The following is a 25,230-nucleotide window of genomic DNA, read 5'->3' on the forward strand; positions in this document are numbered from 1 at the left end:
CGTTCCTACTTCTTGCGGCCGCGCTTCTCGCGCACCCGCACCGAGAGGTGGAGCGGGGTGCCCTCGAAGCCGAACTCCTCGCGCAGCCGGCGCTCGATGAAGCGGCGGTAGCCGGCCTCCAGGAAGCCGGAGGCGAAGAGGACGAAGCGGGGCGGCTTGGTGCCGGCCTGCGTGCCGAAGAGGATGCGGGGCTGCTTGCCGCCGCGGACCGGGTGCGGGTGGGCGGCGACGATCTCGCCCAGGAAGGCGTTGAGCCGGCCGGTGGGGACGCGGGTCTCCCAGCCGGCGAGGGCGGTCTCGATGGCCGGGACCAGCTTCTCCATGTGACGGCCGGTCTTGGCGGAGACGTTGACCCGGGGCGCCCAGGAGACCTGCTGCATCTCGGTCTCGATCTCGCGCTCCAGGTAGTAGCGGCGCTCCTCGTCGAGCTCGTCCCACTTGTTGTAGGCGATGACGATGGCGCGGCCCGACTCGACCGCCATCGTGATGATGCGCTGGTCCTGGACCGAGATGTTGTCGGTGGTGTCGATGAGGATGACGGCCACCTCCGCCTTCTCGATGGCGGCGGCGGTCCGCAGGGAGGCGTAGTAGTCCGCGCCCGCCTGGAGGTGGACCTTCTTGCGGATGCCGGCGGTGTCGACGAACTTCCACGTCACGCCGCCGAGCTCGATGAGCTCGTCGACCGGGTCGCGGGTGGTGCCGGCCAGCTCGTTGACGACGACCCGGTCCTCGCCCGCGACCTTGTTGAGCAGGGAGGACTTGCCGACGTTCGGGCGGCCGATGAGGGCGATGCGGCGGGGGCCGCCCACCGCGTTGCCGAAGCGCTGCTCGGGGGCCTCGGGCAGCTTCTTCAGGACCTCGTCGAGGAGGTCGCCGGTGCCGCGGCCGTGCAGCGAGGAGACGGGGAACGGCTCGCCGAGGCCCAGGGACCACAGCATGGCCGCATCGGCCTCGCCGGACTGGCCGTCGACCTTGTTCGCGGCGAGGACGACCGGCTTCCCGGCGCGGCGGAGCAGCCTGACGACGGCCTCGTCGGTGTCGGTGGCGCCGACGGTGGCGTCCACGACGAAGAGGCAGGCGTCGGCGGCCTCGATGGCGTACTCGGCCTGGGCGGCGACGGAGGCGTCGATGCCGAGGACGTCCTGCTCCCAGCCGCCGGTGTCGACGACCTTGAAGCGGCGGCCGGCCCATTCGGCCTCGTACGTGACGCGGTCGCGGGTGACGCCCGGCTTGTCCTCGACGACGGCCTCGCGGCGGCCGATGATGCGGTTCACCAGGGTCGACTTGCCGACGTTCGGGCGGCCGACGACGGCGAGAACGGGGAGCGGGCCGTGGCCGGCCTCCTCGATCGCACCCTCGACGTCCTCGACGTCGAAGCCCTCTTCCGCGGCGAGCTCCATGAACTCCGCGTACTCGGCGTCGCCAAGTGCCCCGTGGTCGTGCTGGTCGTTCATGAAGTCCGTTCCTTGATCATTCGTGGTCGGTGGGTCCCCGGTCCCCGGGGCCCACTACTGAAAGTCTCGCTCAGCGCCCGGTGAGACGCCTGGCGTTTTCCAGGTGGCCGGTGAGCCGCTCCTGGATCCGTACGGTGGCCTCGTCCAGCGCCTTGCGGGTGCGGCGGCCGGAGCCGTCCCCCGCCTCGAAGGCGTCGCCGAAGACGACGTCGACGCGGCCGCGCAGCGGAGGCAGTCCCTTGACCAACCGTCCGCGGCGCTCGGTGCTTCCCAGGACGGCGACCGGGACGATCGGCGCGCCGCTGCGGACGGCGAAGTACGCCAGGCCCGCGCGGAGCGAGGCGAAGTCGCCGTCGCCGCGGGTGCCCTCGGGGAAGATCCCGAGGACGCCGCCCTGCTCCAGGACACCCAGGGCGTTGCCTATCGCGGTGCGGTCGGTGCTCTCCCGGTCCACCTTGAGCTGCCCGATGCCTTCCAGGAAGCTGCCGAGCGGGCCGACGAACGCCTCCTTCTTGATGAGGAAGTGCACGGGGCGCGGGGCGGTGCCCATGAGCATGGGGCCGTCGATGTTGTGCGCGTGGTTGACGGCGAGTATGACGGGGCCGGAGGCCGGCACCCGCCAGGCGCCGAGGACGCGCGGCTTCCAGAAGCCGTACATCAGCCCGATGCCGATGCGACGGCCGACGGCGGCGCCCTTCACGGAGGGCAGGGTCACTTGGCAGCCGCCCTCTTCTCCTCGACGAGGGTGACGACGCACTCGATGACCTGGTCCAGGGTGAGGTCGGTGGTGTCGACCTCGACGGCGTCGTCGGCCTTGGCGAGCGGGGAGGTCTTGCGGCTGGAGTCGGCCGCGTCCCGCTTGATGAGGGCCTCCTTCGTCGCGTGCACGTCGGCGCCCTTGAGCTCGCCGGAGCGGCGGGCGGCACGGGCCTCGGGCGAGGCGGTGAGGAAGACCTTCAGGTCGGCGTCCGGCAGGACGGTGGTGCCGATGTCCCGGCCCTCGACGACGATGCCGGTCTCGGCGCTGCGGGCGATGGACCGCTGGAGCTCCGTGATCAGGCTCCGCACCTCGGAGACGGCGCTGACGGCGCTGACCTTGGAGGTGACCTCTTCGGTACGGATGGGCCCGGAGGCGTCCGCGCCGTCGACGGTGATCGTGGGGCGGGCCGGGTCCGTGCCGGAGACGATGACGGGCTTGGACGCGGCGTTGGCGACGGCCTCGGCATCGGTGACGTCGACCCCGTTACTGATCATCCACCAGGTGATCGCCCGGTACTGGGCGCCGGTGTCGAGGTAGCTCAGCCCCAGCTTGGCGGCGACCGCCTTCGAGGTGCTGGACTTGCCCGTGCCGGAGGGCCCGTCGATGGCGACGATCACGGATTCCACGGTGGGAACACCTTCCTGGGGTGCGTGGTAGGGCCCGGCAGGATGCGGGGACCCCCACAAGGTTACCGAGTCCCCGGCCCCCCTCCGGCCCGCGCCCTGTGGGCCCGCGCCCCGCGCCCGTGCGGGCGTCCGTCCCGCCCTGCGGAACGAACGCCCACGACGGTGGGCGGCTCAGGTCGTGCGGAGGGACCAGCCGCGTTCCTGGAGGGCCGTGCCGAGCGCCGTCGCGGCCGATGGTTCGACCATCAGCTGGACGAGACCCGCCTGCTGCCCCGTGGCGTGCTCGATGCGGACGTCCTCGATGTTGACGCCCGCGCGGCCCGCGTCGGCGAAGATGCGGGCGAGTTCGCCGGGCTGGTCGCTGATGAGGACGGCGACGGTCTCGTAGGCCGTGGGGGCGGCGCCGTGCTTGCCGGGGACGCGGGCGCGGCCGGCGTTGCCGCGCCGCAGGACGTCCTCGACGCCCGTGGCGCCGTCGCGACGCTCGTCCGCGGAGGCGGACTGGAGGGCCCGCAGGGCGCGGACGGTCTCGTCGAGGTCGGCGGCGACGCCGGAGAGGACGTCGGCGACGGGTCCGGGGTTGGCGGAGAGGATCTCCAGCCACATCCGCGGGTCGGAGGCCGCGATCCGGGTGACGTCGCGGATGCCCTGCCCGCAGAGGCGTACGGCGGACTCCTCGGCCTCCTCCAGGCGTGCGGCGACCATCGAGGACACCAGCTGCGGGGTGTGGGAGACCAGGGCGACGGCCCGGTCGTGGGCGTCGGCGTCCATGACGACGGGGACGGCCCGGCAGAGGGCGACGAGCTCCAGGGCGAGGTTGAGGACCTCGGTGTCGGTGTCCCGGGTCGGGGTGAGGACCCAGGGCCGGCCCTCGAAGAGGTCGGCGGTGCCGGCGAGGGGGCCCGAGCGCTCCTTGCCGGCCATGGGGTGGGTGCCGATGTACGTGGTGAGGTCGAGGCCCAGCGCCTCCAGCTCGCGCTTCGGGCCGCCCTTGACGCTGGCCACGTCCAGGTAGCCGCGGGCCAGGCCCGCCTTCATGGCCTCGGCGAGGGTGGCGGCCACGTGCGCGGGGGGAACGGCGACGACGGCGAGGTCCACGGGGCCTTCGGGGGCCTCGTCGGTGCCCGCGCCGAGCGCGGCGGCCGTGCGGGCGCGCGCCGGGTCGTGGTCACGCAGGTGGACGGTCACGCCGCGGCCCGCGAGGGCGAGGGCGGCGGAGGTGCCGATGAGGCCGGTTCCGATGACGAGGGCTGTTCTCACTGGGCGATGTCCTTGCGCAGGGCGGCCGCGGCGCCGAGGTAGACGTGCGCGATCCGGGACTTGGGCAGTTCGGTCTCGACGTGGGCGAGGAGCCGGACGACCCTCGGCATCGCACCCTCGATGTCGAGTTCCTGTGCGCAGAGCAGGGGTACGTCGGCCATGCCGATGCCGATCCCCCGGGCCGCGGCGGCGGGGAAGTCGCTGTGGAGATCGGGCGTGGCCGTGAACCAGATGCTGATGAGGTCGTCGGCGGTGAGCCCGTTGCGTTCGAGGACGGCGGTGAGCAGCTCCTCGACCTGCTCGCGCATGTGTCCGGCCTCGTCCCGCTCCAGCTGGACGGCTCCTCGGACCGCTCGTACCGCCACGTCGTGCTCCTTCGCCTGCGTCAGTGCTCCGTTCACCCTAGTCAGCGGCGGGGACGGCGTGCCGCGGCGCCCGCCCTCCGAGACGGGGGCGGGCGTTCGGGGCGGGGTCAGAGCCGCTGCTGGCGGATGATCTCCTCCAGGGAGGCGCCCGGGGGCAGCGAGCCGTTCGGGGTCAGCTTGTCGACGGCCTGCGGCAGCGACTGCGCGATCTCGTCGGCGGCCTGCTGCGGGCTGACGCCGGCCTTCGCCGCGACCTCCTGGAGGGTCTCGTCGGGGAGGGCCTCGGCGATCTGGGCGCCGCTGACGGTCTGGTTCTCGCCGGTGCCGATCCAGGACTGGGCCTGGTCGGCGAGGCCGGACCTGGTGAGCATGTCGAGGAGTCCACCGAGCGGGTTCGAGCCGTCGCCGCCGCTCTTGCCTCCGGCGAGGGCGCCGAGGAGGGAGCCGAGGATGCCGCCGGCACCGCCGCCGCCCTGTCCGCCGCCTCCGAGGAGGCCCCCGAGGAGACTGCCGAGGTCGTTACCCGCCATGGTCCTGCCTTTCGTCCGGTTCGGAACAGGCCCAATGTCACCTGAACCGGAACACTCCGCGACTCGGGGCACAGGCGGGGAGCGGCCCGACGTGCGGATCAATGCCTCGGGAGAGACGACCGCCCTCGCGTAACCTGCCCGGCATGACTCCGGACGAGCTGGTGCGCGAGCACACGATCTACTCCTGCGTGATGGGCTCGCGCGCCTTCGGTCTGGCGACCGAGGACAGCGACACGGACGTACGGGGTGTCTACCTCGCCCCTACGCCGCTCTTCTGGCGCTTCGACAAGCCTCCGGCGCATGTGGAGGGGCCGCGCCCGGAGCAGTTCAGCTGGGAGCTGGAACGCTTCTGCGAGCTCGCCCTGCGCAACAACCCGAACGTCCTGGAGTGCCTCCACTCCCCCGTCGTCGAGCACGCCGACGACCGGGGCCGCGAGCTCCTCTCCCTGCGCGGCGCCTTCCTGTCCCGCCGGGCCCACCAGACCTTCGTCCGGTACGCGGCCGGCCAGCGCCGCAAGCTCGACGCGGACGTCCGCCAGTACGGCCATCCGCGCTGGAAGCACGCCATGCACCTGCTGCGGCTCCTCACCAGCTGCCGCGACCTGCTCCGCACCGGCGAGCTCCGCATCGACGTCGGCGAGGACCGCGACCGCCTCCTCTCCGTCAAGCGCGGCGAGCTCCCCTGGACCGAGGTCGAGTCCTGGATGAACCGCCTCCAGGAGGAGGCGGACCGCGCCCACGACACGACCCCCCTCCCCGCCGCCCCGGACGAACCCCGGATCCAGGACTTCCTGACCCGCGCCCGCCGCGCCTCAGCCCTCAGCGAGCTCTAGGGGCCGGTCAAGCGTCCCAGAGCGCGCCGAAGGTCAGCAGGTCGCTGCGGTACTCGACGCGTTCCGCCCACTGCTTCGGCCAGGCGTCCGCGCCGAGGTGGGCGCCGGCGAAGGCGCCCGCGAGGGCGGCGATGGAGTCGGAGTCGCCGCGGGTGCAGGCGGCGCGGCGGAGGGCGGTGAGGGGCTCGTCGGGGAAGAGCAGGAAGCAGAGGAGCCCGGTCGCGAGGGCCTCCTCGGCGATCCAGCCGTCGCCGGTGTACTCGCAGGGGTCGAGCTCCGGGTCGGCCGTGCGCTGGACGGCGTCGAGGCGCTCCAGGACGGCGAGGCACTCGTCCCAGCCCCGCTGGACGAAATGCAGGGCGCTGGGGTCCTGGGAGCGGGTCCACAGGTCGCCGAGCCAGTGCTCGTGGTAGCGGGAGCGGTTCTCGTACGCGTACGAGCGCAGCTGCCCGACGAGCCCGGTCGGGTCCACGCCCTGCGCGAGCAGGTACACGGCGCGGGCGGTGAGGTCGGAGGCGGCGAGCGCGGTGGGGTGACCGTGGGTCAGGGCCGACTGGAGCTGCGCGGCCCCCGCCCGCTGCTCCTCGCCGATCCCGGGGACGAGCCCGATGGGGGCGACCCGCATGTTGGCGCCGCAGCCCTTGGAGTGGATCTGGCTGGCGTCCTGCCAGGGCATGTCGGTCATCAGCAGCCGACAGGCGGCCAGGCAGGTGTTGCCGGGGGCCCGGTTGTTCTCCGGGGAGCGGTACCAGTCGACGTACTCCTCCCGCAGCGGCTGGACGAGCCGCTCCGGGGCGAGCACCCCCCGGTCCATGGCCGTGCGGATGCCACGGGCGAAGGCGAGGGTCATCTGGGTGTCGTCGGTGACGCGGCCGTTCTCGGGGAGCTTCATCTCCCGCCACGGGCCGTACCAGCTGATGATCCTCGGTACGTCGCTGAACTCCGTGGGCCGGCCCAGCGCGTCGCCGAGCGCCAGTCCGATCAGGGAGCCGGTCGCGGCCTGCTTGGGGGCGGTGCGGGTGAGGTTCATGCGGGGCGTCCTTCCGGTCGCAGGAGGGGCGGGTGGAGGGTCGTGGCCCCGCCCGCCCGGTAGAGAGCGGCCGGTTTCCCCCGTCCGCCGGTGAGGCGCGGGGGTCCTTCCACGGCCTGGACGAAGCCGGGCGTGGCGAGGACCTTGCGCCGGAAGTTGGGGCGGTCGAGTTCGACGCCCCAGACCGTCTCGTAGACCTGCCGCAGCTCGCCGAGGGTGAACTCGGGCGGGCAGAAGGCGGTCGCGAGGCAGGTGTACTCCAGCTTGGCGCCGACCCGTTCGTGGGCGTCGGCGAGGATCCGGTCGTGGTCGAAGGCGAGCCGGCCGTGCGTCCCGTACGGGATCCACCGGGCCTGGGCCGCGTCGCCGCCGCCGCGCGGCTCCGGAGGGTCGGGGACGAGCGCGGTGAAGGCGACGGAGACGACCCGCATCCTCGGGTCGCGGTCCGGTTCGGAGTAGGTGCGGAGCTGTTCGAGGTGGAGGCCGGCGACGGTGGTCCCGGAGAGCCCGGTCTCCTCGGCGAGTTCGCGGCGGGCGGCCGTCTCGGCGGACTCGCGGGGCAGGACGAACCCTCCGGGCAGCGCCCAGGATCCGGCGTACGGCTCCTGGCCGCGCTCGACGAGCAGGACGTGGAGGCGTTCCTCGCGGATCGTGAGGACGGCGAGGTCGACGGTGACGGCGAACGGCTCGAAGGCGTACGGGTCGTAGCCCTCGGGGGCCCGGTGGACGGTCATCGGCGCTCCGGCTGGGGTTCGGTGAGGTGCGGGCCCCCGGCGAGCAGCGCGTCGACGGCGGCGACGGCGGCCGCGAGCCGCTCCTCGTGGGGGCCGGTGAGGACGGCGGTGCGGCGGCCGGTGCGGGCGAGCTGGGTGAGGAAGCGCGCGGTCATCCAGGGCCGCAGCCGCTCTGTGTCGTCCGCGCAGTCGATGCCCCGGTGGTCGGTGAGCAGCCACAGGTGCTGGCGGCCGTGGGCGGCGATCTCGCCGACGGCGGGGCCGGCGGTGCCGAAGCGGCGCTCGTGCCAGATGGTGGCGGCGAAGGCGTCGGTGTCGCAGAAGAGGACGGGCGAGCCGTCCCGGGCGGCCTCCTCCTCCCGTTCGGCCCGGCGCTGGGCGAGGACGGGGAGGTCGGAGGAGCGGTGGGCGAGCTTGAGCGCGCCGGACCCGCCCTCGTACTCCGGTACGCAGCGGGTGCGCGCCCAGACGCCGCCGCGCCGCCGGTAGTGGTCGGCGAGGGCGCGGGCCATGGTGGTGGTGCCGGTGGACTCGGCGCCGAGGACGACGACGCGCAGGGTGAGCGCGGCCCGTACCGGCGGCTCCAGGAAGTCCCAGAAGGCGGCGGGGTCCTCGCGTACGGCGGTGTCGGAGAGGGGCGGCTCGCAGTCGACGAGGACGGTCTCGGCGCCGAGGCCGCGGCCGAGCTCGTCCTCGTACGGCTCCGAGGTGAAGCCGTGCGGCTCCGCGGCGAAGACGGCGTCGACCGGCTCGGGGCCGTCGTACCGCTCGCCGCCGACGACGAGGACGTCGGGGTGGATCTCGCGCATCCAGGCGACCCGGTCCTCCAGGGGGAGGGGCTCCGCGGAGGTGCCGCGGACGAGCACGGTGAGGCGCTCGCAGCGGTCGCGCGCGGTGCGGACGAGGTGGTGGTGGCCGGCGTGCGGCGGATGGAACCGGCCGGGGACGAGGCCGTGGCCGTAGCGCTTCATGCGGTGCCCCCCGCCATGGGCAGCCGTGTCCCCTCGGCGCGTGTCGTGCGGCGCGCCGGGAGGAGGTCGAGACCTGATCCACCCCCGTGGGTCCAGGTCCACCGGCTGTGCATGGCGGGGCTCACCTCCGATCTCTTTAAGAGTCACCTTGACTATAAAGCGCGCGGGCCTCCGCCCACAAGGGCCCCGGACGCGAGGAAGCCCGTGACCGCCGGGCGGTCACGGGCTTCCTCGTCGAGCGGCACAAGGCCTTACATGCCGACTTCCTTCATCAGCATGCCGACCTCGGTGTTGGTCAGGCGGCGCAGCCAGCCCGACTTCTGGTCGCCCAGGGCGATCGGGCCGAAGGCGGTGCGGACCAGCTTCTCGACCGGGAAGCCCGCCTCGGCGAGCATCCGGCGCACGATGTGCTTGCGGCCCTCGTGGAGGGTGACCTCGACCAGGTAGTTCTTGCCGGTCTGCTCGACCACGCGGAAGTGGTCGGCGCGCGCGTAGCCGTCCTCCAGCTGGATGCCGTCCTTGAGGCGCCGGCCGACCTCGCGGGGCAGCGGGCCGGTGATGGCGGCCAGGTAGGTCTTCTTCACGCCGTACTTCGGGTGCGTGAGGCGGTGGGCCAGCTCGCCGTGGTTGGTGAGCAGGATGATGCCCTCGGTCTCCGTGTCGAGCCGGCCGACGTGGAAGAGCCGGGTCTCGCGGTTGGTGACGTAGTCGCCGAGGCACTGGCGGCCGTCCGGGTCCTCCATGGTGGAGACGACGCCGGAGGGCTTGTTCAGCGCGAAGAAGAGGTACGACTGGGTGGCGACGGTCAGGCCGTCCACCTTGATCTCGTCCTTCTCCGGGTCGACGCGCATGCCCTGTTCGAGGACGATCTCGCCGTTGACCTCGACGCGGGCCTGCTCGATGAGCTCCTCGCAGGCGCGGCGCGAGCCCATGCCGGCGCGGGCGAGGACCTTCTGCAGCCGCTCGCCCTCCTGCTCGGCGCCGGGGAAGGTCTTCGGAAGCTTGATCTCGGGCTTGCCGGCGTACCGCTCCCGGTTGCGCTCCTCCGCGCGGGCGTCGTACTCGCGCGAGCGGGCGGGCGCCGTACGGCCGCCGCCGCGCTGCGGGGACTGCCGGGGGCCGCCCTTGGCGCCGCCGCGCGCGGCCGCGCCACGCCCGCGCTTGGGGGCCTCCGAGGAGCCGCCGGGGCTGTAGCGCTCGTCGTAGGTGCGCTCCTCCGGGCGCGCCTTGCGCGGGCTGGAGCCGCTCGGGCGGCCGCCGCCCTGGCCCGGACGCCCGCCGCCCTGGCCGGGGCGCCCGCCCTGGCCCTGGCGGTCGTCGCGGCCGTTGCCGGCGCCGCGGTAGTTCCCGCGCCCGCCGCCACCGCCGCTGTTGCCGCGGCCTCCGCCGCTGCCGCCGCGGCCGCCGCTGTTGCCACCACGGCTCCCGCCGTTGTTTCCGCTGCTGTTCCTGCCGCTGCTGCTTCGCATCAAATTTCCGTCTTGTCGTCTACGTCTGCGTCCGGGTCGAACGACGGGACCCCTTCCAGCGAGTCCGGCTCGACCGCCTCGGCCTCGGGGAGGAAGGGGGCGAGCTCGGGGAGTTCGTCCAGGCCGCGCAGGCCCATCCGCTCCAGGAAGTAGTTCGTCGTCCTGTACAGGATCGCACCTGTTTCGGGTTCCGCGCCCGCCTCCTCCACCAGACCCCGCTGGAGGAGGGTCCGCATCACGCCGTCGCAGTTGACTCCGCGCACCGCGGAGACCCGGGAACGGCTGACCGGCTGACGGTACGCGACGACCGCGAGGGTCTCCAGGGCCGCCTGGGTGAGCCGCGCCTGCTGCCCCTCCAGGACGAAGGCCTCGACGGCCGGGGCGAAGGCGGGGCGGGTGTAGTAGCGCCAGCCCCCGGCCACCCGGCGCAGCTCGAAGCCGCGGCCCTGGGAGGTGTACTCGTCGGCCAGCTCGCGCAGGGCGTCGGCCACCTCGCTCGGGGTGCGCTCCAGGACCTTGGCGAGGTGGGCCTCGGTGGCGGGCTCGTCGACGACCATGAGGACGGCTTCGAGGGCGGGCTTGAGATCGCTCATGCGGTGGCCTCCTCGGCCTCCTGGTCGAATTCGTCGGTCACGGCCCCGGAGGGGTCCGTCTCGCCGCCGGTCCAGGAGACCGTGAGGTCCGCGAGGGCGGTCTCCTGGTCGAGGGCGACGGCCTTCTCCCGGTAGAGCTCCAGGAGGGCGAGGAAGCGGGCGACGACGGTGAGGGTGTCTCCGGCGTCCTCGATCAGCTCCCGGAAGACGGCCGTCCCGCGCTCGCGGAGCAGCGCGACGACCACGGCGGCCTGGTCCCGGACGCTGACGAGCGGGGCGTGGATGTGGTCGACGTACACCTGGGGCTCGGCCTTGGGCCGCATGGCCTTGGCGGCGAGCTTCGCGAAGCCCTCGGCGCCGAGGGAGATGACGACCTCGGGGAGCAGTTCGGCGTGGTGCGGTTCGAGTCCGACGGTACGGGGGTGGCGGTGCCCCTCGGCCTCCCAGCGCTCCTCGAAGATCTCCGCGATGCGTTTGTACGCGCGGTACTGGAGGAGCCGGGCGAAGAGCAGGTCGCGGGCCTCCAGGAGGGCGAGGTCGGCCTCGTCCTCCACCTCGGCGACGGGGAGCAGCCGGGCGGCCTTGAGGTCGAGCAGGGTGGCGGCGACGACGAGGAACTCGGTGGTCTGGTCGAGGTCCCCGTCGGGCCCGAGGGCCCGCAGGTGTGCCATGAACTCGTCGGTGACCTGGGAGAGGGCGACCTCGGTGACGTCCAGCTTGTGCTTGGTGATCAGCTGGAGGAGCAGGTCGAAGGGCCCTTCGAAGTTGGCCAGGCGCACGGTGAACCGCCCGTCCCCGCCGGGGGCGGGGGTCTCGGGCGGCCCGGCCGCGGGCGGCTGCTCCGGGTGCACCGGCTCCGCCGTCTCGCCCGGGCCGCGGCCCAGGAGGCGGCGGCCCGGCGGGCGGGACGTTTCGTCAGGAGCGTGGCGCATGGGGGTCCAGAGGGAACGAGGAGGACGGCAGCCCGCAGGCTACCGTCAGCGGCCGCGCAGGCGGCGGACGAGGATGCTCGCGTCGCCCCGGGACTCCAGGTCCGCCAGGACGACCGCGACGGCCTCCCGGACGATCCTGCCCCGGTCGACGGCGAGACCGTGCTCGCCGCGGAGTACGAGCCGGGCGTGCTCCAGGTCCATCAGCTCCTCGGCGGAGACGTAGACCGTGATCTTCTCGTCGTGGCGCTCGCGGCCGCTGGGCCGCCGGTTCGGGGTACGGCCGCCGCGCCGCCGGGCCGCCGCGGGGGCGGGCACGGAGGCGGTGGGCGCGGCCTTGGGGGCCTGCCCCTCGGGCTCGGCCGTCCGGGCGCGCGGTTCCGCGGCCTCGGAGTCCGCGGACGCGTGCTCCGCGGAGCCCTCGGCGGCGGCCGGGTCGCTCTCGGCCGCCGGTGCCGGGACGGTGCGGCGGGGTGCGGACGCCTGGAGCGCCGTCCCCCCGGTCGTACGGAAGAGTTCGTCGGCTCCGGGCAGACTCACTCGGCGTGACACCGGGCGAGCACCTCCCTGGCGAGCTGACGGTAGGCGGCGGCGCCCACGGAGTTGGAGGCGTACGTGGTGATGGGCTCGCCGGCGACCGTGGTCTCCGGGAAGCGCACGGTCCGCCCGATGACCGTGTGGTAGACGTGCTCGTCGAAGGCCTCGACGACGCGCGCGAGGACCTCACGGCTGTGCACGGTCCGGGAGTCGTACATCGTGGCGAGGATGCCGTCGAGTTCGAGCTCGGGGTTGAGCCGCTCCTGGACCTTCTCGATGGTCTCGGTGAGCAGCGCGACGCCGCGCAGCGCGAAGAACTCGCACTCCAGCGGCACGATGACCTTGTGAGCCGCCGTCAGGGCGTTCACGGTCAGCAGGCCGAGGGAGGGCTGGCAGTCGATCACGATGTAGTCGTAGTCGTTCATCAGCGGCTTCAGGGCGCGCTGGAGCGTGGACTCGCGCGCGACCTCGCTGACCAGCTGGACTTCGGCGGCCGAGAGGTCGATGTTGCTCGGCAGCAGGTCCATGTTGGGCACGGCGGTCTTCAGGAGGACCTCGTCCGCCGACATGCCCCGCTCCATGAGCAGGTTGTAGACGGTGAGGTCGAGCTCCATCGGGTTCACGCCGAGGCCGACCGACAGGGCTCCCTGCGGGTCGAAGTCGACGAGCAGCACCCGTCGTCCGTACTCGGCGAGCGCGGCGCCCAGGTTGATGGTCGACGTGGTCTTGCCGACGCCGCCCTTCTGGTTGCACATCGCGATGATCTTCGCGGGTCCGTGGTCGGTCAGGGGACCCGGGATCGGGAAGTACGGCAGGGGCCGTCCGGTGGGGCCGATCCGCTCGCGGCGCTGGCGGGCAGCGTCGGGTGCGAGGGTGGCCGCGTACTCCGGATCGGGCTCGTACTCGGCGTCGGGGTCGTAGAAGTGCCCCTCGGGCACCTCGTCGTAGGCGGCGAAGTGGGTGGACTCTCGGCCCATCTCGTTGCCGGCCGTGGCGTTCACGTGTAGGCCGTCCATCGTCTTCATCGTGTGGGCACTCGTCATGGGCTGGTGCGTCGCGAAGGTCCGCACCGCGACGGAGCCGATCGGGGCACCTGGCGCACCGCTCCCGGGAGTAATTGTCGACTCATTCACAAGTCGTCTTACCTCCTTGGATGTCACCAGGAACATTTATCGATAGGTCAGCGTGGCACCATGCCGACGGTTGGCGACTCTATGGCGTGTCACCGCTCCGCAGCAACACAATCCGCCGGACCCGGCCCGATGTGTCGGCAACCGAACACGTCTCTGTCAAGGGTGCGCAGGCATGCATCCACACGTTTCAGGGGTGTGCGAAACGGTTAAAAGGTTATGTTCGAGGCGAGTTGCCCGAACGTTTCGGCGGGGCCTGAGACACGGCCGGCCGGACCTTGTCGAACAAGGTCCGGCCGGGTGCGTGATATTGACGGCACGCGTTGACGGGGCCTCCGTCAAGGGGCCTGCGGAGGTCAGGCCAGGAGGCTGGCCAGCTCGACGTGCTCGAGGCCGTGCGCCTCGGCGACCTCCTTGTAAACCACCTTGCCGTCATGGGTGTTGAGGCCCAGGGCGAGGGCGGCGTCGCGGCGCAGCGCCTCGACCCAGCCGTTGTTCGCCAGCGACACGATGTAGGGCAGCGTGGCGTTGGTGAGGGCGTAGGTGGAGGTGTTCGGGACGGCGCCCGGCATGTTCGCCACGCAGTAGAAGATCGAGTTGTGGACCTGGAAGGTCGGCTCGGCGTGGGTGGTCGGGTGCGAGTCCTCGAAGCAGCCGCCCTGGTCGATCGCAATGTCGACAAGGACACTTCCGGGCTTCATCTTGGCGACGAGCTCGTTGGTGACCAGCTTCGGGGCCTTGGCGCCCGGGATGAGGACGGCACCGACGACGAGGTCGGCCTCGATGACGGCCTTCTCCAGCTCGAAGGCGTTGGAGACGATCGTCTTGACCTTCGTGCCGAAGATCTTGTCGGCCTCGCGGAGCTTGTTGATGTCGCGGTCGAGCAGGGTCACGTGGAAGCCCAGGCCGATGGCGATCTGCACGGCGTTCCAGCCGGAGACGCCGCCGCCGATGACGACGCACTCGCCGGCGTGGGTGCCGGGGACGCCGCCGGGGAGGACGCCGCGGCCGCCGGCCGAGCGCATCAGGTGGTAGGCGCCGACCTGCGGGGCCAGGCGGCCCGCGACCTCGGACATCGGGGCGAGCAGCGGGAGCGCGCGGTTCGCGGTCTCGACCGTCTCGTAGGCGATGGCGGTGGTGCCGGACTCCAGGAGGGCGTCCGTGCACTCGCGGGAGGCGGCGAGGTGCAGGTAGGTGAAGAGCGTCTGGTCCTTGCGGAGGCGGTGGTACTCCTCGGCGATGGGCTCCTTGACCTTGAGCAGCAGGTCGGCGGTGGCCCAGACCTCGTCGGCGGTGGCGAGGATCTCGGCGCCGGCGGCGACGTACTCCTCGTCCGTGATCGAGGAGCCGACACCGGCGTTCTGCTCGACGAAGACCTGGTGGCCGTTGCGGACGAGCTCGTGGACACCGGCGGGGGTGATGGCCACGCGGAACTCGTTGTTCTTGACCTCGCGGGGGATGCCGACCTTCATCGTCGATCACGGTCCTTGAATCGGGGGGATAACTGGGGCACTGCGATACATACCCGTATGCACTGCAGCGCACCGGGGCAGACCACGTTCGAACGCGGCTCACCCAGTCTAATGAAGGAGTTCCCCCTGTCTAGCCTTTCAAAGTACTAATCTTCGACGGAGCCACTGCGGATTTCGTAGGCCGACGGTTCCGTTTCCAGGAGTCTCTCGGCCGCGGACCGGTGCAGACCGGCGGCCGCGGGGTCGCCGAGCCGGTCGAGGGTGTCCGCCAGCCGGAGCTGGAGCGCGGCCTGGAGCCGGGTGTCCCGGGCCCGGCGGGCCCACTCCACCGCTTCCTCGCAGGTCCGCAGGGATTCCTCGGGCCGCCCGGCGTACTCCTGGACCCGGGCGGCCTCGCTCAACGCCCGTGCGTGGCCCGGGAGATCGGAGAGCCTCCGGTAACCGGCGGCGGCGGCGCGCCAGCTCCGCAGGGCCTCCCCGTACCGCCCCGCATAGGTCTGTACGGCGCCGAGGCGGGCGTACAGCCGGGCCTGGTCGGCGCGCTCGTCCCGGGCGAGGCGCTGCGCGAGCGCCCGCCCGTACCAGTCGCCGGCCCGCTGCCAGTCTCCCAGCTCCTGATAGGAGCCACCTACGGATTCCATTGCGCGACCGGTCGCGTACGGGTCATTTGCTGCGCGTCCGGCCTCCAAAGCCGACCGATATCGCAGCAGGGCGTCTTGTGTCCTGCCGGTCCTGGCATCGAGATCGGCGAGGTTCAGCAGGGCGGCGGCCCGCTCGCGGTGCAGCCCGTGCCGCTCGGCCACGTCCAGGACCAGCCGGTGGAGGCCGTACAGCTCGGGGGCGGCGGCCTCCGCGCCCCGGTGCGCGGCGAGCGCCCTGACGAGCGAGGCGACGAGGCGGCGCGCGAGGGTGTCGAGCTCCCCGTCGGCGACGGCGAGCCGGGCGGAGGCGAGGAGGAAGGCCTGCCGGGAGTCCAGCCAGGCGGCCGCCGCGGCCGTGTTCGGGAAGCGCAGGGCGCGCGGCAGCCCGGCCAGCTTGCGGCGGGCGGGCGAGCCCTCGGGTTCGGTGACCGCACGGCAGGACTGGAGGAGCCGTACGGTCCGCTCCAGCATCCGGGCCCGGGCGAGCTGCACCTCGGCGGGCCGGTCGCGCTCCTCCAGCTGGGCGCGAAGGAGGGGGACGAGGTGCGCGCGCACCTCGTACTGTCCGTCCTCGCCGCCCGAGACGAGCCCCAGGGCGGCGAAGTCGGCGAGGGTGGTCGCGGCCGCCGAGACCGAGCAGCCGGCCAGGGCGGAGGCGGTGTGGGCGTCGGCCCGGCCCAGCGGGGCCAGGGCGAGGAATCGCAGTATCCGGGCGGCGGTGGCGGGCAGCGCGTCGTGGGCGAGCAGGAAGGCCCGGGTGAGGGGATCGCCGCTGAGCCCGCGCAGCCGCTTGGCGAGATCGGCGACGGAGGCCTTGGGCTGCGTGGAGAGCCAGCCGCCGGCGAGGACGACCGCGGCGGGCAGTCCCCCGCACTCCTCGACCAGGGTCTCGGCGGCCTGCGGGTCGACGGTGATGCGGACGGAGCCGGTGAAGGCCGTGAGCAGCTCGATGGCCGACTTGGGGTCGAGCCCGCCGAGGGTGCAGGGCCGTACGTCGGGGATCCCGGTGAGCGGCCCGCGGGCGACCCCCACCACGAGGGCGTCGGGGTTGTCGGGGATCAGCGGGTCGGCCTGCTCGGCGTCGACGGCGTCGTCGAGGAGCAGCACGGCCCTGCGGTCGGCGAGGGCGCCCCTGACGAGCTCGGTCAGCTCGTCCTCCCCGGCCCCGGGGGGTTCGGCGACCCCGAGCGCGGCGAGGAGTTCCTGGGCGACGCGCGCGGTGGGGACGGGATCGCCGCCGGGTTCGGTGAGCCGGGCGCGGAAGACCCCGTCGGGGTAGCGGTCGGCGAGCCCTGCGGCGAGCTCCTCGGCGAGGGCCGTCCGCCCGGAGCCCGGCTTGCCGGCGATGAGCAGGACCCGGGCGCGGGGCGCCTTGCGGCCGGTGAGGGTGTCGAGGCCGGTCCGCTCGATGTCGGCGCGCAGGGCCTTCAACTCCCGCTGCCGGCCGAAGAACTGCCGGCTGCCGACCGCCGTCACCGCCTGATCCGTCACGGGGCCACTCTCCCGTCCACCTGCGCACGAGCCGATCCCGCGGGGGCTCCGCACGGGCGATTCCGAGCGTAGTTCAGGGCGGGAGGCGGACCCGGCGGAGCGCGGCGGACGGATCCCCCTATCGGATCAACAGATCGTCACACCGGCCGTCCTCCCGGTGTGGGCGATCCGTTCCGCAGGGTCGCTCCGCGCGCGAAGATCTCCCCGCCGCCATGCTACGAGCCGGTCGAGGGGAACATTCGTCCAATCCACCGGCGCCTACCCGCGGGGACAGTGGGCGCATGACCACGACCACCGAGAACTCCACCCTGCCTCTGGACGACGGCGACCTCCACGTGTGCCAGGACGGCCCCCGTGACGCCCCCGCGCTCCTGCTCGTCCACGGATCCGCGTCCTCCACCCGCTCGTGGAACGCGATGGTGCCCCTGCTGAGCGGAGCCCACCGCGTCATCCGGATCGACCTGCTCGGGCACGGCCGCTCGGCCAAACCGGAGGACCGCAGCTACGCCGTCCCCGACCAGGCACGCCGGGCCGGCCTCGTGCTGGACCGGCTCGGCGTCGAACGCGCCGTGGTCGTCGGCCACTCCAGCGGCGGGGCGGTCGCCACCGCCCTCGCCGAGGAGCGGCCCGACCTGGTGACCGCACTCGCGCTCCTCAACACCGGCCCCCGCCCGAGCGCCTTCATCGCGACGGAGTCCACCGCGATCGCCCCCTCGCAGTGGCCGCCGGCCGACGAGCAGCTCCGGCTGTTCGCGAGCACGGCCTTCAGCCGCGCGGGGTACCGGATCCCGGACGAGATCCTGGACGAGGCACGCGAGATGACGTACCACTCGCTCACCGCGACCATGCGGGCCACCCGCGCCTACCTGGAGGAGCGGGCGCTGCCGGAACGGCTGTCGGTCCTGGGCAAGCCGCTCCTGGTGCTCTTCGGCGAGGACGACCGCAGATGGCGGTCCTCCTCCGCCTCCGAGTACACCGCCGTTCCGGGCGCGAAGGTCGAACTGCTGCCGGGCCTCGGGCACTCGCCCCTGCTGGAGGACCCGCCCCGGACCGCCGCCCCCCTGCTCGCCTTCACGGCGATCCACGCCCCGCAGGCGGGCTGAGGAAAGGAAGGAGTGCCATGCGCATCCTCGTCTCCGGCGCCGGCGTCGCCGGCCCGGCGCTGGCCTACTGGCTCACCCGGCACGGTTTCTCCGTCACCGTGGTCGAGCGCGCGCCCGCGCTGCGCCGGACCGGTGGCCACGCGGTCGACCTGTTCCGGCCCGCGATGGACATCTCGGAGAAGATGGGCGTGCTCCCCCTCATCGAGGAGCGGGCCACCGGCACGAGCCGGATGACCGTCCACCGGGAGGGCTCACGGCGTCCCGTCCGGGCGGACCTCTCCAAGATCTTCGGCGGCGCCTCCGGCCGGCACGCCGAGATCATGCGCGGCGACCTCTGCGCGATCTACTACGACGCCGCGCGCGACGACGTCGAGTACGTCTTCGGCGACTCGATCACCGCGATCTCCCCCGACGGCGAGGTGCGGTTCGAGAACGCCGCGCCCCGCCGCTTCGACCTCGTCGTCGGCGCGGACGGGCTGCACTCCACCGTGCGCCGCCTCGTCTTCGACGAGGAGTCCCGCCGCGAGGCCTTCATCGGAGCCTACCTCGGGGTGCTGACCCTGCCGAACCTGCCCGGCCTCGACGGCGAACTCCTCCTGCACGTCGGCGTCGGCCGCACCGCCGGCATGTACGGCGCGCGGCACCTGGACGACGCGCGGGCGCTGTTCCTGTTCCGGAGCGCGCGCGAACTCGACTGCCACCACCACGACGTGCCCCGGCAGAAGGAGCTGCTGCGCGGTGCGTTCGCCGGCATGCACGAGCGGGTGGACGGCTGGCTGGACGAGCTCGACCGCACCCCGTCGTTCTACTTCGACTCGATCACCCAGCTCCACATGGACACCTGGTCGCGGGGAAGGGTGACGCTCGTCGGCGACGCGGGCTACTGCCCCGGCCCGGCCGTCGGCGGCAGCACCAGCCTGGCCGTCGTCGGCGCGTACGTCCTCGCCGGAGAGCTGGCACGGGCGGGCGGCGACCACGAGCGTGCCTTCCCCGCCTACGAGCGGGCGATGGCGGAGCATGTGCGCGGCAGCCGCGCGGCCGCGCTGAGCGCGGCGAGGACCCTGGTCCCCACGTCCCGCCCGGGCGTGTGGGGACTGGCCCAGGGAGCCCGGCTGATCTCCGCCCTGCCGGCGGCCCCCAGCCGGGCCCTGCTCCGCCTCACCACGAGGAGCGCGCGTCTGTACGACTCCGTGACGGTCGAGGACTACCGGATCTGAACCCGCACGGGTCCGGCCCCGGTCACGCCTCGAACGGCCGGGCCGGCCAGGGGGCGTCCGCCGGGCGCAGCGCGTCCAGGCCGTCGCCCGAGCGCGCCGCCAGCAGCGACAGCACCCCCACCACCAGGCAGGTGTTGTGCAGCTCGCCCGCGAGGACTCCCCGGACCAGTTCGGGGAGCGGCACCCGGGCGAGCTCCATGTCGGCCTCCTCCTCGGAGACCTCGAAGCGCTCGCCCTCCGCCTCGGCGAGGTCCCGCGCCAGGAAGATCCGTACGGCCTCGTCGCAGCCGCCCGGCGTCGTGTAGACGTCGGCGAGGACCCGCCAGTCCTCCGCCTTGACGTGCGCCTCCTCGTACAGCTCGCGCTGGGCGGCGTGCAGCGGGTTCTCGCCGGGCACGTCGAGGAGTCCGGCGGGGATCTCCCAGAGCTTCTGCCGTACGGGGTGCCGGTACTGCCGGAGGACGACGACGCGGTCCTCCTCGTCGAGGGCGAGGACGGCCACGGAGCCGGGGTGGACCTGGTAGTCACGGCGGTGGACCGAGCCGTCGGGCATGACCACGTCGTCCGTGCGGACACTCGTCTTGTTGCCCTTGAAGGGAGTGGTGGTGGCGACGACCTGCCACTCCTCCGGGGTGTCCTGCACCTTCATCAGCAGTCCTCTCACGTACGGAAGCCGGGGTACCGGTCCCGGAGAGGGACCCGTACCCCGGCTACGTTAACGCGCCGTCCTACTTGCCGGTCTTGCGCTCCACGGCCGCCTTCACCAGACCCGCGAAGAGCGGGTGCGGGCGGGTCGGGCGGGACTTGAGCTCCGGGTGCGCCTGGGTGGCGACCAGGTAGGGGTGGCTCTCCTTCGGGTACTCGACGAACTCGACGAGCTTGTTGTCCGGGGAGGTGCCGGAGAAGACCAGGCCGGCCTTCTTCTCCAGCTCCGCGCGGTAGGAGTTGTTCACCTCGTAGCGGTGGCGGTGGCGCTCCTCGACGTACGGCTCGTCGCCGTAGGCCTCGCGGACGACCGAGCCCTCGGCGAGCTTCGCCGGGTAGAGGCCCAGGCGCATCGTTCCGCCCAGGTCGCCGGCGCCCTCGACGTACGCGAGCTGCTCCTCCATCGTGGAGACGACGGGGTGCGCGGTGGCCGGGTCGAACTCGGTGGAGTTGGCCTCGGGGATGTCGGCCAGGTTCCGGGCGGCCTCGATCACGATGCACTGCAGGCCGAGGCAGATGCCGAGCAGCGGCACCTTGTTCTCGCGGGCGTACTGGATCGCGCCGACCTTGCCGGAGACACCGCGGTCGCCGAAGCCGCCGGGGATGAGGATGCCGTCGACGTCGCCGAGCTGCTTGGCGGCGCCGGCCGGGGTCTTGCAGTCGTCGGAGGTGACCCACTTGACCTTGACCCGGGCGCGGTTGGCGAAGCCGCCGGCGCGCATGGCCTCGGTGACCGACAGGTAGGCGTCGGGCAGGTCGATGTACTTGCCGACGAGGGCGATCGTGACCTCGTGCTCCGGGTTGTGGACGCGGTCCAGGAGGTCCTCCCAGACGGTCCAGTCGACGTCACGGAAGGGCAGGTCGAGCTTGCGGACGACGTAGGCGTCCAGGCCCTCGGTGTGCAGCACCTTCGGGATGTCGTAGATCGACGGGGCGTCGATGGCGGCGACGACCGCGGCCTCGTCGACGTCGCACATCAGCGAGATCTTGCGCTTGATGGCGGTCGGGACCTCGCGGTCGGCGCGCAGCACGATCGCGTCGGGCTGGATGCCGATGTTGCGCAGGGCGGCGACCGAGTGCTGGGTCGGCTTGGTCTTCAGCTCGCCGGAGGGGCCGATGTAGGGCAGCAGCGAGATGTGCACGACGAAGACGTTGTCGCGGCCGACCTCGTGGCGGACCTGGCGGACGGTCTCCAGGAAGGGCAGCGACTCGATGTCGCCGACCGTGCCGCCGACCTCGGTGATGACGACGTCGACGTCGTCGGTCGCCATGCGGCGGATGCGGCCCTTGATCTCGTTGGTGATGTGCGGGATGACCTGCACGGTGTCGCCGAGGTACTCGCCGCGCCGCTCCTTGGCGATGACCTGCGAGTAGACCTGGCCGGTGGTGACGTTGGCGGAGCCGTCGAGGTCGACGTCGAGGAAGCGCTCGTAGTGGCCGATGTCCAGGTCGGTCTCGGCGCCGTCGTTGGTGACGAACACCTCGCCGTGCTGGAAGGGGTTCATCGTGCCCGGGTCGACGTTCAGGTACGGGTCGAGCTTCTGCATCGTGACCCGCAGGCCCCGGGCCTTGAGGAGCGCACCCAGGCTGGAGGCGGTGAGGCCCTTGCCGAGCGAGGAGGCGACACCCCCGGTGACGAAGATGTGCTTGGTCGTCGTGGTGTTGGGCGGCATCGCCAAGAGGGGGCTCCCGTGGTCGCGTTCTGGAGGTGCGTACCGGCTTCCCCTCCGGAAGAATCGGGGGGTGCCGTCGCTGCGGTTGTGGGGTCCTCGGCTGTCGCCGTTTCCCACCGGTCCACGGGGTACCAGGGTATCAGCGACATCGGGAGACCGCTTCCGGCCACGCGCGGCAGTCGGGTGTTCACGTAGGGCGACAGGGCCCACGGCCGAGGAGGAAGCCGCAGCTCACCCGTGTGGCGCAGACGCGTCGCCCGTGTGATCGCCGAGGGCGCCGGGGTGGTACGTATTCTGCTCGGACGTCGCCCGCCCACAAGGCCGGCACCGCCCGTCGAGCAGGCCGGCCCGTCCCGCACACTGGCAGGGTCGAGACCGCACAGACATCACGCACATCAGTAGCAAGCGCCCCTCAGGGGCGGACGTGGCCGTTCGACTGGAGTGAAGCACGTGGCCGGGCGCATCGAGGATTACGCACTCATCGGAGACATGCAGACCGCTGCCCTGGTCTGCCGGGACGGCAGCGTCGACTGGCTGTGTCTCCCCCGCTTCGACTCGCACGCGATCTTCGCCGGGCTGCTCGGCACCGAGGAGCACGGCTTCTGGCGGGTGGGCCCGGCGGGTCCGGCGGACGCGGAGCCGGCCCCCGCCGACCGGCGCCGCTACCGGGGCGACTCGCTCATCCTGGAGTCCGAGTGGGACACCCCGCGCGGCACGGTCCGGGTGACCGACTTCATGCCGCCGCGCGACGGCGCGCCGCAGTTGATCCGGATCGTCGAGGGCGTCTCGGGCCGGGTGCGGATGCGTTCCTCGCTGCGGATGCGGTTCAGCTACGGCCGGATCGTGCCCTGGGTGCACAAGGTCGGGGAGCGCACGGTCGCGGTCGCCGGACCCGACTCGGTGTGGCTGGACACCGACGCGGAGACCCACGGCAAGGACCTGACGACGTACTCCGATTTCACGGTCACGCCCGGCGAGCGGATCACCTTCACGCTCTCCTGGCAGCCCTCCCACAAGGAGCCGCCCGCCCTGCCGGACCCGGAGGGCTCCCTGGAGGCGACCGCCGACTTCTGGCGCGAGTGGGTCGAGCACTGCACCTACCACGGCCCCTACCGGGAGGCCGTGATCCGCTCGCTGATCACCCTGAAGGCGCTGACGTACGCGCCGACCGGCGGGATCGTCGCCGCGCCGACGACCTCGCTGCCGGAGGAGATCGGCGGCGTACGGAACTGGGACTACCGCTACACCTGGCTGCGCGACGCGGCGATCACCCTCTCCTCGCTGCTGCGCACCGGCTACCGCGAGGAGGCCCGCGCCTGGCGCGAGTGGCTGCTCCGCGCGGTCGCGGGCGACCCGGAGAACCTGCAGATCATGTACGGCATCGCCGGCGAGCGGGAGCTCGGCGAGCAGGAGCTGGACTGGCTGCCCGGATACGAGAACTCCGGCCCGGTCCGGGTCGGCAACGGCGCGGCGGGCCAGCTCCAGCTGGACGTGTACGGCGAGGTCACGGAGGCCCTCCACCTCGGCCACATGACGGGCCTGTCCCGCAACGACTACGCCTCCCTGCTCCAGATCAAGCTGATCAACTACCTGGAGACGCACTGGGACCAGCCCGACGAGGGCATCTGGGAGGTCCGCGGCCCGCGCCGCCACTTCGTGCACTCCAAGGTGATGGCGTGGGTGGCCGTCGACCGCACGATCAAGCTGATCGAGTCCGGGGACGCCGACGGCCCGCTGGAGCGCTGGCGCGAGCTGCGCGACGAGATCCACCGGGACGTCTGCGAGAAGGGCTACGACAAGGAGCGGAACACCTTCACGCAGTCGTACGGCTCCCGGGAGCTGGACGCCTCGCTGCTGCTGATCCCGCAGATGGGCTTCCTGCCGCCGGACGACAAGCGGGTCATCGGCACGATCGAGGCGATCCAGCGCGAGCTGTCCACGGAGGACGGTTTCGTGCTGCGCTACCCGACGGCCGGCGAGGAGGCCGGTGTCGACGGCCTGGAGGGCGACGAGGGCGCGTTCCTCGCCTGCTCCTTCTGGCTGGCGGACGACCTGGCGATGATCGGCCGGGTCGACGAGGCCCGCACGCTCTTCGAGAAGCTCCTCGCGCTCCGCAACGACCTCGGGCTGCTCGCCGAGGAGTGGGACCCGAAGCTCCAGCGGCAGGTGGGGAACTTCCCGCAGGCCTTCAGCCACGTCCCGCTGATCGACACGGCGCTGCGGCTGACCGCGAGCGGGGCGTACGGAGGCTGAGGGGCGTCCCCGGGGGGCCGGACCTACGATGAGAAGGTCCTGTCCCCCCGTACGAAAGGGGGGCTCCCATGGCTCCCCACATCTCCGAGAGCGCCCTCGCAGGACTGGTCGAGGACCTGGCCGGTGAGGTGATCACGCCGGGCGATCCCGCCTACGACGAGGCCCGGGCCCTGCACAACGGGATGATCGACCGGCGTCCGTCGGTGATCGCCCAGTGCGCCACCCAGTCCGACGTGTCCAACGCGATCCTGTTCGGCCGCGAGGCCGGCCTGCCGATCGCGGTCCGCGGCGGCGGGCACAGCGTCGCCGGGACCTCCATGGTCGACGGCGCGCTGATCGTGGACCTCCGCCGGATGCACGGCGTCGTCGTGGATCCGGAGGACATGACGGTCCGGATCGAGGGCGGGGCGACCATGGCCCACCTGGACCACGCCTGCCAGCCGTTCCACGTGGCGACCACCGGCGGGCGGGCGTCCACCACCGGCGTCGGGGGCTTCGTCCTGGGCGGCGGTTCGGGCTGGCTGGAGCGGAAGTTCGGCCTCGCCAGCGACAATCTGCTCGCCGCGGACCTGATCACGGCCGAGGGCAAACACGTCCACACGGACGCGGAGGAGAACACGGAGCTGTTCTGGGCGCTGCACGGCGGCGGCGGGAACTTCGGGGTGGCGACCTCGCTGACGATGCGGGTGCACCCGCTGCCGCGGATGAGCATGGCGATGCTGTTCTTCCTGCCGGACAAGGCGCCCGAGGTGGTGCGCACCTTCCGCGATCTGGGCCTCGGCGCGCCCGACGAGATGGGCGGCGGCTGCATCTACGTGCCCGCGCCCCCGGCGCCGTTCATCCCCGAGGACCTGGTCGGGAAGCTGGTCTGCGGGGCACTGTTCACGTACACCGGGCCGGCCGATGAGGTCCGCGATTTCGCGGCACCGCTGCTGGCGCTGAAGCCCGTGGTGGAGGTCGTCACGGACATCCCGTACACGGATCTGCAGTCGATGCTGGACGACCCGCCGGGGCTGCGGAACTACTGGTCGGCCGAGTACCTGCGGGAGTTCCCCGACGAGGCCGTGGACGTCTTCTGCGGCCTCGGTGCGGGGATCCCGGCGGAGACGGCCACCCAGCACGTGCTGTTCCTGATGGGCGGGGCCGTGGCCGCAGGGCCCTCCCAGTACCCGCAGCCCTGGCGCACCGCGCCCTGGGCGGTGCACCCGTTCGCGACCTGGGAGGACCCGGCTCTCGACGAGCGGGCGAGGCAGTGGGTGCGCGACGTGCGGGCCGGTGTGCGGCCGTGGGCGCTCGACTCGACGTATCTGAACTTCGTCGGCGACGAGGGCGAGCAGCGGATCGTCTCCTCCTTCGGGGAGAGGAACTACCGCCGGCTCGCCACCGTGAAGGGCCAGTACGACCCCGACAACGTGTTCCGGTTCAACCAGAACATCGTCCCGGCCGTCTGAGCC

The 25,230-nt window shown here is 72.5% G+C and carries 23 protein-coding genes; 5 read left to right on the plus strand and 18 right to left on the minus strand.

The window, feature by feature from the left end; all coding sequences use genetic code 11:
• Nucleotides 1-5 precede the first annotated feature (5 nt).
• The 6 genes from der to ACFYUS_RS19100 form a co-directional block, all read right to left on the minus strand.
• The gene (gene der, locus ACFYUS_RS19075) at nt 6-1,454 is read right to left on the minus strand and encodes a ribosome biogenesis GTPase Der (RefSeq protein ID WP_388852883.1); all 1,449 of its coding nucleotides are present in this window, start codon (nt 1,452-1,454) and stop codon (nt 6-8) included.
• A gap of 70 nt (nt 1,455-1,524) precedes the next feature.
• Complete coding sequence (locus ACFYUS_RS19080; protein WP_388852886.1) at nt 1,525-2,169, minus strand: lysophospholipid acyltransferase family protein; 645 nt, start codon at nt 2,167-2,169, stop codon at nt 1,525-1,527.
• On the minus strand, nt 2,166-2,840 hold the full coding sequence (cmk, locus tag ACFYUS_RS19085; RefSeq protein ID WP_388852889.1) for a (d)CMP kinase: 675 nt from the start codon (nt 2,838-2,840) through the stop codon (nt 2,166-2,168). The genes ACFYUS_RS19080 and cmk overlap by 4 nt, the downstream gene beginning before the upstream one ends.
• A 171-nt stretch (nt 2,841-3,011) precedes the next feature.
• Complete coding sequence (locus tag ACFYUS_RS19090) at nt 3,012-4,100, minus strand: prephenate dehydrogenase (protein WP_388852892.1); 1,089 nt, start codon at nt 4,098-4,100, stop codon at nt 3,012-3,014.
• Nucleotides 4,097-4,465 (minus strand): chorismate mutase, encoded by a 369-nt coding sequence (gene aroH, locus ACFYUS_RS19095; protein WP_388852895.1) that lies wholly within the window; start codon nt 4,463-4,465, stop codon nt 4,097-4,099. Before aroH ends, ACFYUS_RS19090 begins: the two co-directional genes overlap by 4 nt.
• A 107-nt stretch (nt 4,466-4,572) precedes the next feature.
• Complete coding sequence (locus ACFYUS_RS19100) at nt 4,573-5,067, minus strand: YidB family protein (protein ID WP_388852898.1); 495 nt, start codon at nt 5,065-5,067, stop codon at nt 4,573-4,575.
• Nucleotides 5,068-5,138: 71 nt separating this feature from the next.
• Here ACFYUS_RS19100 and ACFYUS_RS19105 point away from each other — a divergent pair, with 71 nt between their 5' ends.
• A complete protein-coding gene (locus tag ACFYUS_RS19105) occupies nt 5,139-5,828 on the plus strand; it encodes a DNA polymerase beta superfamily protein (protein WP_388852901.1) in 690 nt (229 codons plus the stop codon).
• A 7-nt stretch (nt 5,829-5,835) separates the two neighbouring features.
• Here the strand turns inward: ACFYUS_RS19105 and ACFYUS_RS19110 are convergent, their stop codons facing one another.
• The 10 genes from ACFYUS_RS19110 to ACFYUS_RS19155 form a co-directional block, all read right to left on the minus strand.
• A complete protein-coding gene (locus ACFYUS_RS19110; RefSeq protein WP_388852904.1) occupies nt 5,836-6,858 on the minus strand; it encodes an ADP-ribosylglycohydrolase family protein in 1,023 nt (340 codons plus the stop codon).
• Complete coding sequence (locus ACFYUS_RS19115; RefSeq protein ID WP_388852907.1) at nt 6,855-7,592, minus strand: NUDIX domain-containing protein; 738 nt, start codon at nt 7,590-7,592, stop codon at nt 6,855-6,857. Before ACFYUS_RS19115 ends, ACFYUS_RS19110 begins: the two co-directional genes overlap by 4 nt.
• Nucleotides 7,589-8,563 (minus strand): AAA family ATPase, encoded by a 975-nt coding sequence (locus tag ACFYUS_RS19120; RefSeq protein WP_388852910.1) that lies wholly within the window; start codon nt 8,561-8,563, stop codon nt 7,589-7,591. Before ACFYUS_RS19120 ends, ACFYUS_RS19115 begins: the two co-directional genes overlap by 4 nt.
• Before the next feature lie 251 nt (nt 8,564-8,814).
• Entirely contained in the window at nt 8,815-10,032 is a 1,218-nt protein-coding gene (locus tag ACFYUS_RS19125; RefSeq protein ID WP_388852913.1) for a pseudouridine synthase, read from the minus strand.
• Nucleotides 10,032-10,625, minus strand: a complete 594-nt coding sequence (scpB, locus tag ACFYUS_RS19130) for an SMC-Scp complex subunit ScpB (protein ID WP_388852916.1) — start codon at nt 10,623-10,625, stop codon at nt 10,032-10,034. Before scpB ends, ACFYUS_RS19125 begins: the two co-directional genes overlap by 1 nt.
• A complete protein-coding gene (locus tag ACFYUS_RS19135) occupies nt 10,622-11,557 on the minus strand; it encodes a segregation and condensation protein A (protein WP_388852919.1) in 936 nt (311 codons plus the stop codon). Before ACFYUS_RS19135 ends, scpB begins: the two co-directional genes overlap by 4 nt.
• 45 nt (nt 11,558-11,602) lie before the next feature.
• The gene (locus ACFYUS_RS19140) at nt 11,603-12,094 is read right to left on the minus strand and encodes a hypothetical protein (protein WP_388852921.1); all 492 of its coding nucleotides are present in this window, start codon (nt 12,092-12,094) and stop codon (nt 11,603-11,605) included.
• Nucleotides 12,091-13,116, minus strand: coding sequence for a ParA family protein (locus ACFYUS_RS19145; RefSeq protein WP_351789048.1), 1,026 nt, complete (start codon nt 13,114-13,116; stop codon nt 12,091-12,093). Before ACFYUS_RS19145 ends, ACFYUS_RS19140 begins: the two co-directional genes overlap by 4 nt.
• A 461-nt stretch (nt 13,117-13,577) precedes the next feature.
• Nucleotides 13,578-14,693, minus strand: a complete 1,116-nt coding sequence (ald, locus tag ACFYUS_RS19150; protein WP_388852924.1) for an alanine dehydrogenase — start codon at nt 14,691-14,693, stop codon at nt 13,578-13,580.
• A gap of 146 nt (nt 14,694-14,839) precedes the next feature.
• Complete coding sequence (locus ACFYUS_RS19155) at nt 14,840-16,825, minus strand: AAA family ATPase (protein ID WP_388852927.1); 1,986 nt, start codon at nt 16,823-16,825, stop codon at nt 14,840-14,842.
• Between the two features lie 281 nt (nt 16,826-17,106).
• Between ACFYUS_RS19155 and ACFYUS_RS19160 the strand changes: the two genes are divergently transcribed.
• Together ACFYUS_RS19160 and ACFYUS_RS19165 are read left to right on the plus strand one after the other, a co-directional pair.
• Entirely contained in the window at nt 17,107-17,928 is an 822-nt protein-coding gene (locus ACFYUS_RS19160; RefSeq protein ID WP_388852930.1) for an alpha/beta fold hydrolase, read from the plus strand.
• 17 nt (nt 17,929-17,945) lie between these two features.
• A complete protein-coding gene (locus tag ACFYUS_RS19165; RefSeq protein ID WP_388852933.1) occupies nt 17,946-19,145 on the plus strand; it encodes an FAD-dependent oxidoreductase in 1,200 nt (399 codons plus the stop codon).
• 22 nt (nt 19,146-19,167) lie between these two features.
• Here the strand turns inward: ACFYUS_RS19165 and ACFYUS_RS19170 are convergent, their stop codons facing one another.
• Nucleotides 19,168-19,794, minus strand: coding sequence for an NUDIX domain-containing protein (locus ACFYUS_RS19170; protein WP_388852936.1), 627 nt, complete (start codon nt 19,792-19,794; stop codon nt 19,168-19,170).
• Between the two features lie 79 nt (nt 19,795-19,873).
• Entirely contained in the window at nt 19,874-21,523 is a 1,650-nt protein-coding gene (locus ACFYUS_RS19175) for a CTP synthase (protein ID WP_388853019.1), read from the minus strand.
• A gap of 450 nt (nt 21,524-21,973) precedes the next feature.
• Here ACFYUS_RS19175 and ACFYUS_RS19180 point away from each other — a divergent pair, with 450 nt between their 5' ends.
• Entirely contained in the window at nt 21,974-23,776 is a 1,803-nt protein-coding gene (locus ACFYUS_RS19180) for a glycoside hydrolase family 15 protein (protein ID WP_388852939.1), read from the plus strand.
• A gap of 68 nt (nt 23,777-23,844) precedes the next feature.
• Nucleotides 23,845-25,227 carry an FAD-binding oxidoreductase gene (locus tag ACFYUS_RS19185; RefSeq protein WP_388852942.1) on the plus strand — a complete coding sequence of 461 codons (1,383 nt, stop codon included), beginning with the start codon at nt 23,845-23,847 and terminating at the stop codon, nt 25,225-25,227.
• Nucleotides 25,228-25,230 lie beyond the last annotated feature (3 nt).

It is taken from the genome of Streptomyces sp. NPDC004284 (assembly GCF_042874035.1).
Lineage (GTDB): Bacteria > Actinomycetota > Actinomycetes > Streptomycetales > Streptomycetaceae > Streptomyces.